General features: G+C 67.2%; 12 protein-coding genes. 5 read left to right on the plus strand and 7 right to left on the minus strand.

Annotation, left to right across the window (positions count from 1 at the left end; translation table 11 throughout):
- Nucleotides 1–22: 22 nt before the first annotated feature.
- A complete protein-coding gene (locus G6N36_RS05550) occupies nt 23–1,360 on the plus strand; it encodes a lipase family protein (protein WP_163685582.1) in 1,338 nt (445 codons plus the stop codon).
- Here G6N36_RS05550 and G6N36_RS05555 read toward each other — a convergent pair.
- From G6N36_RS05555 to bioB, 3 genes are read right to left on the minus strand one after another with little or no spacing between them, the layout of a single operon-like run.
- Nucleotides 1,326–1,958 (minus strand): DUF2567 domain-containing protein, encoded by a 633-nt coding sequence (locus tag G6N36_RS05555; RefSeq protein WP_163685583.1) that lies wholly within the window; start codon nt 1,956–1,958, stop codon nt 1,326–1,328. The two genes, G6N36_RS05550 and G6N36_RS05555, sit on opposite strands and share 35 nt — an antisense overlap.
- A gap of 13 nt (nt 1,959–1,971) precedes the next feature.
- Nucleotides 1,972–2,163, minus strand: a complete 192-nt coding sequence (bsaP, locus tag G6N36_RS05560; protein WP_083123343.1) for a biotin synthase auxiliary protein BsaP — start codon at nt 2,161–2,163, stop codon at nt 1,972–1,974.
- 12 nt (nt 2,164–2,175) lie between these two features.
- Nucleotides 2,176–3,171, minus strand: a complete 996-nt coding sequence (gene bioB / locus G6N36_RS05565; protein ID WP_163685584.1) for a biotin synthase BioB — start codon at nt 3,169–3,171, stop codon at nt 2,176–2,178.
- Between the two features lie 70 nt (nt 3,172–3,241).
- Between bioB and G6N36_RS05570 the strand changes: the two genes are divergently transcribed.
- Both G6N36_RS05570 and G6N36_RS05575 read left to right on the plus strand, forming a co-directional pair.
- Entirely contained in the window at nt 3,242–3,817 is a 576-nt protein-coding gene (locus G6N36_RS05570; protein WP_163685585.1) for a TetR family transcriptional regulator, read from the plus strand.
- The gene (locus tag G6N36_RS05575) at nt 3,814–4,149 is read left to right on the plus strand and encodes an MmcQ/YjbR family DNA-binding protein (RefSeq protein ID WP_163685586.1); all 336 of its coding nucleotides are present in this window, start codon (nt 3,814–3,816) and stop codon (nt 4,147–4,149) included. The genes G6N36_RS05570 and G6N36_RS05575 overlap by 4 nt, the downstream gene beginning before the upstream one ends.
- On the opposite strand, the gene G6N36_RS05580 is transcribed toward G6N36_RS05575, so the two are convergent.
- The 4 genes from G6N36_RS05580 to G6N36_RS05595 are packed head-to-tail and all read right to left on the minus strand — an operon-like array spanning nt 4,146 to nt 7,839.
- Entirely contained in the window at nt 4,146–4,664 is a 519-nt protein-coding gene (locus G6N36_RS05580) for a 2'-5' RNA ligase family protein (RefSeq protein WP_163685587.1), read from the minus strand. The two genes, G6N36_RS05575 and G6N36_RS05580, sit on opposite strands and share 4 nt — an antisense overlap.
- Nucleotides 4,665–4,666: 2 nt before the next feature.
- Entirely contained in the window at nt 4,667–5,332 is a 666-nt protein-coding gene (gene bioD, locus G6N36_RS05585) for a dethiobiotin synthase (RefSeq protein ID WP_163685588.1), read from the minus strand.
- Nucleotides 5,329–6,474: an 8-amino-7-oxononanoate synthase gene (locus G6N36_RS05590; RefSeq protein ID WP_163685589.1), complete on the minus strand. Its 1,146-nt coding sequence runs from the start codon at nt 6,472–6,474 to the stop codon at nt 5,329–5,331. Before G6N36_RS05590 ends, bioD begins: the two co-directional genes overlap by 4 nt.
- A 60-nt stretch (nt 6,475–6,534) precedes the next feature.
- Nucleotides 6,535–7,839, minus strand: a complete 1,305-nt coding sequence (locus G6N36_RS05595; RefSeq protein ID WP_163685590.1) for an adenosylmethionine--8-amino-7-oxononanoate transaminase — start codon at nt 7,837–7,839, stop codon at nt 6,535–6,537.
- Between the two features lie 23 nt (nt 7,840–7,862).
- Between G6N36_RS05595 and G6N36_RS05600 the strand changes: the two genes are divergently transcribed.
- Both G6N36_RS05600 and glgX read left to right on the plus strand, forming a co-directional pair.
- Nucleotides 7,863–10,040 (plus strand): acetyltransferase SucT, encoded by a 2,178-nt coding sequence (locus G6N36_RS05600; protein ID WP_163685591.1) that lies wholly within the window; start codon nt 7,863–7,865, stop codon nt 10,038–10,040.
- Nucleotides 10,040–12,190 (plus strand): glycogen debranching protein GlgX, encoded by a 2,151-nt coding sequence (glgX, locus tag G6N36_RS05605; RefSeq protein ID WP_163685592.1) that lies wholly within the window; start codon nt 10,040–10,042, stop codon nt 12,188–12,190. The genes G6N36_RS05600 and glgX overlap by 1 nt, the downstream gene beginning before the upstream one ends.
- Nucleotides 12,191–12,192 lie beyond the last annotated feature (2 nt).

Genomic DNA, 12,192 nt, shown 5'->3' on the forward strand with positions numbered 1-12,192 from the left:
TCTCTTAAGCAAGAATGGCCGGATGGATCTGGGCAGCGTCGCGCCAGCAGCTGGTGCAGAGTGGATCGGGCACGTCCCCCACGAGGAGCTGGTAGGCGGTGCCCGGCCGCAATTGCCGTCCGATGACCCTTTCTACGAACCGCCCACAGGTTTCCAGCACGCCACTCCGGGCACCGTCCTGCGCAGCAGGGACGTCGAGTTGGCGTTCATGGGCCTGATTCCGCAGCGCGCACGGGCCACCCAGCTGCTGTATCGCACCACTGACATGCACGGCAACGCCGACGCGGCCGCGACCACCGTGATCGTGCCGGCAGAGCGCGCGCCGTCGGCCGTCACGCCGGTGATCTCCTACCAGTGCGCCATCGACGCCGTGACCTCACGCTGCTTCCCGTCGTACGCGCTGCGGCGCCACGCGCACGCCACCGGGGCCGTCGCACAATTCGAGTTCCTCCTGGTCGCCGCCTGCCTCGCTGAGGGCTGGGCGGTGTCGGTGCCGGACCACGAGGGCCGCCTGGGCATGTGGGGCGCCCCGTACGAACCCGGCTATCACGTGCTCGACGGCGTGCGCGCCGCCGTCAGCTCCAAACGGCTGGGGCTGTCAGCCGATGCGCCGATCGGCCTGTGGGGCTACTCCGGCGGCGGACTGGCCACCGCCTGGGCCGCCGAGATGAGCGGCACCTACGCGCCAGACCTGAACGTCGTCGGCGCGGTACTCGGATCGCCGGTCGGCGATCTCGGTCATACGTTCCGCCGACTCAACGGCACATTCGCGTCCGGGCTCCCCGCACTCGTCGTCGCCGCGCTGTCGCACATCTATCCCGATCTCGACCGGCTCATCCAGGAGCACGTCACCGAAGAGGGCAAGGTGCTGCTGGAGCGACTGCACACGATGACGACCGCCGAGGCGATGGTCCGGATGGCCAAAAAGGACATGGCCGACATGCTCGACAGGCCGCTGGAGGAGATCCTCGACAGCCCCGCGGTCCAGCACGTCTTCGCCGACATCAAGCTCGGCGTCGCGGCACCCGCTCCGCCGGTATTGATCGTGCAGGCGGTCCACGATCAGCTGATCTCGGTCGAGAACATCGACGAGCTCGCGGAGATGTACAGATCGGGTGGCGCGTCGGTGACCTACCACCGGGACATGTTCAGTGAGCACATGTTGCTGCACCCCATGTCCGCACCGATGGCATTGCGCTGGCTCATCGATCGGTTCGCCGGAAAGCCGTTGTCCGAGCACATGGTTCGGACGAAGTGGCCGACGCTGCTGAATCCGATGACCTATGTCGGCATGGCGCGACTGGCGAAGATCGTCGCCAAGGTGGTCACGGGTCGGACGGTAGAGCGGTCCCCGCTCTAGCGATCGCATCGTCGATCTCGGGCTCGACAGGCGGCCAGGCGCCCAGATCGTCGCGCGGGATCGACACCGCGATGAGCGCGTAGACCAGCGCCGCCGTGGCCGCGGGAAACAGGATGGTCAGGGCGATCAGCAGAGGTGAGTGCCCGAAGAACACCGGAGGCGCCTCGACCACGTAGTGCACGCGATGGTCGGGCGAAATCGGTGCGCTGGCAACATCGATGGTCCCGTACCGCCAATGCGCCAGGGCCGCACCGACTCCCGATGCCACACCGGCTGCGGCCGCGGATCCGAGACCGAGTGCCGCGACCATCAACGGGCCGCGGTGTGCACGCCATTGCCACACCAGGACGGCCGCCACGACCGCCATCACACACAACATGCCGACCACCAGGAAGGCAGCGACGAAGAAGTGGTCGGCTTCGTTGCCGAGATACGCCCTGACCCGTTCGCCGCTCTTCGTCAACGCCACCACGCCGTGCACAGCCGGGGCCACCGCCGCCCACAACGCACCGATGACGACGCCGGTGAGCGCTAGTCCGGCGACGACGATCAGGGCTGCGCGTCCGCGCGAAACACGCGGCGGGACAAGCTCACTCATCGTGAACCCACGCTCATCGCTGCTCCAGATCCTTCGAGTCCGTCAGGCCGTGCCGCGAACATTTCGCCGACCACCCGTCAGGACGCACCTGCACAATCATCCGGCGGCCGCACTCCGCGCAAAAGCGGGGTGGCTCGAGACCCAGTTGTGCCGCCGCCGGCAGCGGCGTGCCGTCAGGCTCGCCCGTATAGACGTTGAACGCCATCACTGAACGGTCTCAGAGGGTGGCGTTGAGCGCCTTGATGGGCATCTGCAGATCATCGAGCAGCTGCAGGTCGGACTCGGCCGGCCGGCCCAGCGTCGTCAGATAATTGCCGACGATCACGGCGTTGATACCACCGAGAATGCCCTGCTTGGCACCGAGATCACCGAGCGTGATCTCGCGACCGCCGGCGAACCGGAGCATCGTGCGCGGCAACGCCAGCCGGAAGGCCGCCACCGCCTTGAGGGCCTCGGTGGCGGGCAGCACCTCGAGGTCACCGAACGGCGTGCCCGGTCGCGGGTTGAGGAAGTTCAGCGGTACCTCGTGAGGATCGAGTTCGGCGAGGTTGGCGGCGAATTCCGCGCGCTGCTCCAGGGTTTCACCCATGCCGAGGATGCCGCCGCAGCAGACCTCCATGCCCGCCTCGCGGACCATCTGCAGGGTGTCCCACCGCTCTTCCCAGCTGTGGGTGGTCACGACGTTGGTGAAGAACGACCGCGCTGTCTCCAGATTGTGGTTGTAGCGGTGGACGCCCATCTCGGAGAGGCGCTCGACTTGGTCGGCGGTGAGCATGCCGAGCGAGCAGGCGATCTGGATGTCGACCTCGTTGCGGATCGCCTCGATGCCCGCCGCCACCTGCGCCAGCAGTCGCTCATCGGGGCCGCGCACCGCGGCGACGATGCAGAACTCGGTGGCCCCGGTCTTCGCTGTCTGCTTCGCGGCCTCGACCAGGCTCGGGATGTCGAGCCACGCACTGCGCACCGGCGAGGCGAAAAGGCCCGACTGCGAACAGAAGTGGCAGTCTTCGGGGCAGCCACCGGTCTTCAGGCTGATGATGCCCTCGACCTCGACATCGGGTCCGCACCAGCGCATGCGGACCTCGTGGGCCAGTGCGAGCAGGTCGTCGAGGTTCTCGTCGGGCAGGCGCAGCACCTGGAGCGTCTGATCCTGGTCGAGGCCTTCGCCGCGCTCCAAAACCTGGTCGCGTGCCTTCGCCAGAATGTCGCTCACCCGTGAGTCCTCTCGTCTTGAACACGTCGGCGAGCCGACACTTGAACACCGTTCAGGTTAGGCTACCGGGGTGCAGCTCCACAAACGCGACGTGGTCGAGGCGGCGGCGGCCCTACTGGACGAGTACGGCATCGCCGACCTCACGATGCGACGGCTCGCGCGTGAGCTCAGCGTGTCCCCGGGCGCCCTGTATTGGCATTTCGCCAACAAGCAGGAACTCCTCGGCGCCATCGCCGACCGCATTCTGGACGGCGTCCCGTCCGCCCGCGGCGTCGTCGAGGTGTGTAACCGGCTTCGTGACGCGCTGCTGTCGCACACCGATGGCGCCGAGCTGGTGTCGGCCAGCTTCGCGGCGGGCCAGTCGTCGGCGATGAAACAGATTCTGGCCGTCCTGACCGAGGCGGTTGCCGAGGTCGGCGTGGACGCCGCGCATGCCGAGCTGGCCGCCCGCACGGTCGTCTACTACGTGCTCGGGTTCACGGTGGACGAGCAGTCGCGGCTGCAATGGGATGCCGCCGGCGCCGAGCTGCCCGAGTGGCAGTCGGTCCTGGCCGACGACGCCAGCGCCCGATTCGCGTTCGGCCTGCGGCTGTTCGTCGACGGCATCAACGTCTCTCAGAGGTCACCGCTGGCATTCGGGCCGTGATCAGCGTCGACGATGTGCGCAGTATCGCCTCGACGCTGCCGAGGTCGTACGAAGCCGTCGTCCGCGACGAGATCCGGTTCCGCGCGGGACGGCTCGTGTACGCGGCGTTCTCACGCGACGAGACGGTGATGGGCGTCGCCTTTCCCAAGGAGGAGCGTGCGGCGATGGTCGCCGCTGAACCCGACAAGTTCATACTGCCGCGCAAATCGGAGATGCGATACAACTGGATTCTGGTACGGCTCGACGCGATCGAACTCGACGAGCTACGCGAGCTCCTGATCGACGGCTGGCGGATGTGCGTACCGAAAAGTGTTGGTGCAGAAGTCTCTTAGATTGGATTCTCGCGTTTGGCGTTGCCGTCCCAGTGCCTGATGCGGACGATTGTCGCGGACAGGTCGCGTCCCAGACCCGGCACTGTCAGCGCCGCTTGCAGTTGCTCGGCCGGCACCCGGCGCGCCAACGTCACGTGCGGCGTCCACTGGCCGGGATCCGAGTGCGGAAGCGGACCGTTCGGCATGTGCGGCAGACAGGCATCGAGCACCTCGGCGTGCAGGGACAGCAGCTCAGCTGACGGAACGATCAGCCGCACCAGCGTGAAATCCCGTCGACCGAACAGCATGGGCGCGCCGACGGTGCACCGAAGCGGCAACCGCCGCAACAGCGGCCGCAGCGCGTCATGCACCGATCCGTCCATGCTTTCGGCCACCGCCAGGGTGACGTGCGGTCTGTTGCTGGGCGCCGTGTGCGCGGCCTGACTGCGCACACCCGCCGCGGTGAGGTCGTCCCAGCTCCTCCGGATCGCCGCATCGGTGTCCGGGTCGAACAGCATCTCGACGGAATGCACCATCCCTAGAGACTCGCGATCCAGTCGGGATCGAACACCGACGAGCAGACCGCCTCGAACTCGGCGGGACTCGCGGCACCGAGGCCCGCGGGCAGTACCGCACGGAGCGGCGCCAGCCTGCTCAGCGCCTCGCGATTGCCCTGCTCGGCCGTACCCGGGTCAGACGGCCACGCGCCGATCACCAGTCCGGCGCACGAAACCCGTTGGGAAGCAAGAGCTTCCAATGTCAACGCGGTGTGGTTCAACGTGCCAAGACCCGCGGCGACCACGACGAGCACCGGCGCGGCCAGGTCCGCCGCCACGTCACGCAGCGTCACCCCGTCCTGGCCCAGCTCGACGAGCAGACCGCCGGCCCCCTCCAACAACACCAGCTTCGCGTCCGCCTCGCGCACCGACCCGACCAGTTCGCTGCGCGTCGGCAACGCCAGGCCCGCTCGTTGTGCGGCCGCGACCGGGGCGAGCGGCTCCGGGTATCGCCACGAGCCACGCAGATCGGTCACACCGGAAAGCCGCGCGACATCAGCGAGGTCGTCATCAGCGGGGCTGCCGGTCTGTACGGGTTTGCACACCGCGACTTCGATGCCCGCCAGCCGCGCGCAACACGCCAGGGCGGCCGTTGCGATCGTCTTGCCGACGCCGGTATCGGTCCCGGTGACGACGAGAGTGCTCACGCGCCCGCAGAGAGAACGTCGGTGAGAACCTCACGCGCCAGAGCCATCTCGTCACCGGAGAGCGACGCGCGGGCCGTCAGCCGCAGCCGCGAGGTGCCCGGTGCGACGGTGGGCGGCCGGAAGCAGCCCACCCGGACACCGCGGTCCAGACACGCGACAGCGGCGGCCAGCGCCACCTCGGGCTCACCGAGGATCACCGACACCACCGCCGACTCGGGCGGTTCGGCGACACCGCTCACCGCGGCAAGTGCCGCCGCGTGATCCAGTACCGCCTGCGCGCGCCAGGGCTCGGCGATCAGGACGTCTAGCGCCGCCCACGCCGCTCCCACCGCCGCGGGCGCCAACCCGGTGTCGAAGATGAACGGCCGTGCGGCGTCGATCAGGTGGTCGCGCACCGCGGCGGGGCCCAGCACCACGCCGCCCTGACTTCCCAGCGCCTTGGACATCGTCGTCGTCAGCACCACGTCCGGCGCACCGGCCAAACCGATCTCGTGCACCAGACCGCGACCCCCGGTCCCCCGCACCCCCAGTGCGTGGGCCTCGTCGACGACCAGGAGTGCGCCGTGCCGACGGCATACGTCGTGCAGCGCCCGCAAAGGGGCGACCACGCCGTCCGCAGAGAACACCGCATCGGTCACCACGACCGCGCGTTCCTCGTCACGGGCAGCCAGTGCCGCCTCGACGGCCGCGACGTCACGGTGCGGGGTCACCACGACCCGGGCGCGCGACAGCCGGCACGCGTCGACCAGGGACGCGTGCGTCAGGGCGTCCGAGACCAGTAGCGACCCGGCCCCGGACAGTGACACCACGGCGCCCAGGTTCGCGGTGTACCCCGACGAGAACACCAGCGCGGCTTCGGCGCCGACGAATTCGGCGAGCGCCGACTCGAAGCCCTCGTGGATCTGGGTGTTGCCGGTGACCAGGCGTGATCCGGTCGATCCGGCACCCCAGGTCCGCAGCGCGGTCACGCTACCGTCGATGACATCGGGATGCTGTGAAAGGCCGAGGTAGTCGTTGGAGGCCAGGTCCAGTTCGGCTCCGACAGGTGGACGCGTGCGCAGCGATCGGCGCAAACCCGCGGCACGGCGCTGCTGCTCGACCTCGTCGAGCCACGCCAGCGGTGAAAGACCTGTGCGGGTCACTGAAGGGTCTCCTAGAGCCGGCAATTGAACACGCCGGCGGTGCCGGCAATTGAACACCGTTCAGGTTAGTGCACGCGCGACGCCGACCATCGCCGAGGTGATCTGTGCGATCTCCTCGGGCGTACAGATGTAGGGCGGCATCACGTAGACCAGATTGCGGAACGGCCGCAGCCACACCCCGTGGTCCAGCGCGGCCGGTGTCGCGATCCGCAGGTCGACGGTCTGTTCCATCTCGATGACGCCGATGGCGCCCAGCACCCGCACGTCTGCCACTCCCGGCATCGACTCCGCGGCCGACAGGCCGTCGCGCAGGCCGGATTCGATAGCGCGCACCGACGCACGCCAGTCCCCGGCGAGCAACAACTCGACCGAGGCCACCGAGACCGCGCACGCCAGCGCGTTGGCCATGAACGTCGGGCCGTGCATCAACGCGCCCGCGGCGCTGGCGCTGATGGTCTGCGCGATGTCATTCGTGCACAGCGTCGCGGCCAGCGTCAGATAGCCGCCCGTGAGCGCCTTACCCACGCACATGATGTCGGGGGTCACCGCGGCGTGGTCCGCGGCGAAAAGCTCGCCGGTGCGCCCGAATCCGGTTGCGATCTCGTCGAAGATCAGCAGCACCTCATGGCGGGTGCAGATCTCGCGCAGGTCGGCCAGATAGCGCGGATCGTGAAACCGCATTCCGCCGGCACCCTGCACTACCGGTTCCACGATCACCGCGGCGAGCTCGTGCGCGTGCTCGGCCAGTAGTTCTTCGAAGTCCGCAATGTAGGCCGCGTCGTACCCGGTGGGTACCGGCGGTGCGAACACCTGTGGGGCGAGCACGTCGCTCCACAGCTCATGCATGCCGCCATCGGGATCGCACACGCTCATCGGGGTGAACGTGTCGCCGTGATAGCCGCCACGCCACGTCATCAACCGGTGTTTGTCCCAGCGTCCGGTGCTGCGCCAGTACTGCAGCGCCATCTTGACGGCGACCTCCACCGAGACGGACCCGGAGTCGCTGAAGAACACGGCGTCCAGCCCGTCGGGTGTCAGTTGGACCAGCAGCTGCGCAAGCCGCGCCGCGGGCTCGTGGGTCAGACCGCCGAACATGACGTGGTTCATGGTCGCCAACTGCCTGGTGATCGCCGCGTCCAGCGTCGGGTGTCCGTGTCCGTGGATCGCGGTCCACCAGGACGCCATCGCGTCGAGGACCCGCAGCTCCTGCCCGTCGCGGTGCAGGGTCAGCCAGGCCCCGCGGGCACTCACCGCGACCAGCGGGGGCGGCGCCTTCGGATCAGCCGAGGCGCCGATCGTGCTGTACGGATGCCAGACGTGGGCGGCGTCGATCGCGCTGATCTCGGCGGGCGTCAGTGCTGCCACCTTCGGTAGATTATCCGTCGACCATGATGACCCTCGCCCCTGCCCGGCCGGCGCCCGCCACCGACCCGGGACCACCGTCACGCGAAGCCACCGCGACAAGGCCGGCGCGCGCGTCGGAAAGCTACCGGCACGACCTCGACGGCCTCCGCGGCGTCGCGATCCTGCTCGTCGCGGTTTTCCACGTATGGTTCGGCCGCGTCTCCGGTGGTGTCGACGTCTTCCTGGCGCTGTCGGGCTTCTTCTTCGGTGGACGCCTGCTGCGCACCGCCATGACGCCCGGCGCGTCGTTGTGGCCGATGCCCGAAGTCACCCGACTGGTTCGCAGGCTGCTGCCCGCACTCGTGGTTGTCCTTGCTGCCGCCGCGGTCCTGACAATTCTCATTCAGCCCGAAACCCGTTGGGAGACCTTCGCAGACCAGAGTCTGGCAAGCCTGGGTTACTACCAGAACTGGGAATTGGCGAGCACCGCATCGGATTACCTCCGTGCCGGTGAAGCCGTGAGTCCGCTGCAGCACATCTGGTCGATGTCGGTGCAAGGCCAGTTCTACATTGCCTTCCTCGCGCTGATCTTCGGCTGCGCCTTGTTGTTTCGCCGCATCTTCGGCCGCCATATGCGGATCGCGTTCATCGCGTTGCTGAGCGCCTTGACCATCGCGTCGTTCGTGTACGCGATCTTCGCCCACAACGCCGATCAGGCCACCGCGTACTACAACAGCTTCGCCCGCGCGTGGGAGCTGCTGCTGGGCGCATTGGTCGGTGCACTGGTGACGAACCTCCGCTGGCCGATGTGGCTGCGCACGACGGCTGCGGTGATCGCGCTGGCCGCGATCCTCGCGTGCGGCGCCCTGATCGACGGAGTGCACGAGTTCCCCGGTCCCTGGGCGCTCGTGCCGGTCGGCGCGACCATGCTGTTCATCCTGTCCGCGGCGAACCGGGTGGCCGACCCGCACACCGACGGTCGCATGCCCGCCCCCAACCGCCTGCTGGCCACCGCGCCGTTCGTCGCGCTGGGTGCGATGGCGTACTCGCTCTACCTGTGGCACTGGCCGCTGCTGATCTTCTATCTGTCCTACCTCGGACATACGCGCGTCAACTTCGTCGAGGGCGCGGTCATCCTGGTGGTGTCCGGTGTGCTGGCGTGGCTGACGACGAAGTACGTCGAGAACCCGCTGCGCTATCGCGCACCGGCCGCGTCAGCTCCAACGGTCCCGCTGCGCGCCCGGCTGCGGAGGCCGACGATGGCCCTCGGGTCGGTGGTCGTCCTGTTGGCGGTGGCGTTGACCGCGACGTCGTTCACCTGGCGCGAGCACGTCACCATCGAACGCTCGACAGGCAAAGAGCTGACCGGACTTTCGTCGCGCGACTATCCCGGTGCCCGCGCACTCATCAACAACGCCAAGGTCCCGAAGCTGCCGATGCGCCCGACGGTGCTCGAGGCCAGAAACGACCTGCCCCGCACCACCGAGGACGGTTGCATCAGCGACTTCGACAACGTCGGTGTCATCACCTGCAACTACGGCGATGACTCCGCGACCCGCACGATCGCACTTGCGGGCGGTTCCCACGCCGAACACTGGATCACCGCCCTCGACCTGCTCGGTCGGATGCACAATTTCAAGGTTGTCACCTACCTGAAGATGGGCTGCCCGCTGACCACGGAGGAAGTCCCGCTGGTCATGGGAGACAACCGTCCGTACCCCAAGTGTCACCAGTGGAACGAGCGGGTGATGGACAAGATTATCGCCGACCGCCCGGACTACGTGTTCACCACCGCGACGCGACCGTGGAACATCAAACCGGGCGACGTGATGCCTGCCACATACCTTGGAATCTGGCAGACGCTGTCCGACAACAACATTCCGATTCTGGGGATGCGCGATACCCCCTGGCTGGTACGCAACGGCCAGCCGTACTTCCCCGCCGACTGCCTGGCCGACGGCGGTAACGCCATCTCCTGCGGCGTCAAACGGTCCGACGTTCTGTCGCCCCACAACCCCACCCTCGACTTCGTCGCGCGGTTCCCATTGCTCAAGCCGCTGGACATGAGCGACGCCGTGTGCCGTGAGGACATCTGTCGCGCAGTCGAGGGAAATGTGTTGCTGTATCACGATGCCCACCACATCTCGACGACCTACATGCGCACGATGACCACCGAACTCGGACGCCAGATCGCGGCCGCCACCGGTTGGTGGGTCGACTGATGACATCCGGCGCTCCGGCCTCGGTACCAACCGTCTGGCCGGGTACCACGTACCCCCTCGGCGCCACCTACGACGGTGCGGGGACGAACTTCTCGCTGTTCTCGGAAATCGCCGAAAGGGTCGAGTTGTGCCTGATCGGCAAGGACGGCAGTGAGGAGCGCATCGACCTCGAAGAGGTAGACGGCTACGTTTGGCACTGCTACCTGCCCACCGTGACCCCCGGGCAGCGTTACGGGTTCCGGGTGTACGGACCATGGGAGCCGGCGTCGGGGCATCGCTGTGACCCGAGCAAGCTGCTACTCGATCCGTACGGAAAGTCGTTCCACGGTGCCTTCGATTTCAGCCAGGCGCTGTTCTCCTATGACTTGAACGCCGACGACCCGGCGAGCGGCGGGACGCCGCCGATGGTCGACTCGCTGGGCCACACCATGACCAGTGTCGTGATCAACCCCTACTTCGACTGGGCATCCGACCGCGCGCCGCGAACGCCGTACCACCAGACGGTCATCTACGAGGCGCACGTCAAAGGCATGACGCAAACCCATCCCGGCGTCCCCGAGGAGATGCGGGGGACGTACGCGGGACTCGCGCACCCGGTGATCATCGACCACCTCAAGTCGCTCAACGTCACGGCGATCGAACTCATGCCGGTACACCAGTTCATGCACGACCATCGGCTGCTCGACCTCGGACTACGAAATTACTGGGGCTACAACACCTTCGGATTTCTCGCGCCACATTATGAATACGCGGCCAACAAGCACGCCGGTGGTGCCGTTGCAGAGTTCAAGGCGATGGTGCGGACCTTCCACGAGGCCGGCATCGAGGTGATCCTCGACGTCGTCTACAACCACACCGCCGAGGGAAACCACCTCGGGCCGACGGTCAACTTCCGAGGGATCGACAACGCCGCGTACTACCGGCTGATGGACGACGACAAGCGGCTGTACCGCGACTTCACGGGCACCGGTAACAGCCTCAACCCACGGCATCCGCACACCCTGCAGTTGATCATGGACTCGCTGCGGTACTGGGTGCTGGAGATGCACGTCGACGGATTCCGGTTCGACCTGGCATCCGCGCTGGCCCGGGAATTTTTCGAAGTCGACAGGCTGAGTGCGTTCTTCGACATCATCCAGCAGGACCCGGTGATCAGTCAGGTCAAGCTGATCGCCGAACCGTGGGATGTCGGCGAGGGCGGCTACCAGGTCGGCAATTTTCCTGGTTTGTGGACCGAGTGGAATGGGAAGTATCGCGACACTGTGCGCGATTACTGGCGGGGCGAGCCCGCAACCCTCGGCGAATTCGCTTCGCGGCTGACCGGGTCGTCGGACCTCTATGAGGCGACCGGTCGGCGTCCCGGCGCGAGCATCAACTTCGTCACCTGCCACGACGGTTTCCCGCTCGCGGACCTGGTGTCCTATAACGAGAAACACAACGAGGCCAACGGCGAGGACAACCGCGACGGCGAAAGCCACAACAGGTCGTGGAACTGCGGTGTGGAGGGCCCCACCGACGATCCCGAGATCCTCGCGCTGCGGGGTAAGCAGATGCGCAACATCATGGGCACGTTGATGCTGTCGCAGGGCACCCCGATGATCTCCCACGGCGACGAGATCGGACGCACACAGCGAGGCAACAACAACGCCTATTGCCAGGACTCGGAGATCTCGTGGATGGACTGGTCGCTCTGCGAGAAGAACGCCGACCTGCTCACCTTCACCCGCAGGGTGAGCAAGCTGCGCAAGCGGCACCCGGTGTTCCGGCGGCGACGCTTCTTCGAGGGCACGCCGATCCGCAGCGGCGACCAGGTTCGCGACATCGCATGGCTGACTCCGGCGGGCAGCGAGATGACACCGCAGGACTGGGGTTCGGGCCTGGACAAGTGCGTGGCCGTGTTCCTCAACGGTGAAGCGATCACGGCGCCCAGCGAACGGGGCGAACGCGTGGTCGACGACTCGTTCCTGCTCTGCTTCAACGCACACAGCAAGCCGGTGGAGTTCGTCGCGCCCGATCTCGGCTATGCCGCCGAGTGGACCGCGGACATCGACACCGCCGACCCCAAGGGCGACACCGACCTCGTCGTTGCTGCAGGCGAGCGACTGACACTCGCCGCGCGGTCGCTGCTGGTGCTCCGTAAGACCGCGTAGCT

Origin of the sequence: Mycolicibacterium gadium (genome assembly GCF_010728925.1) — a bacterium.
Taxonomy (GTDB): Bacteria; Actinomycetota; Actinomycetes; order Mycobacteriales; family Mycobacteriaceae; genus Mycobacterium; species Mycobacterium gadium.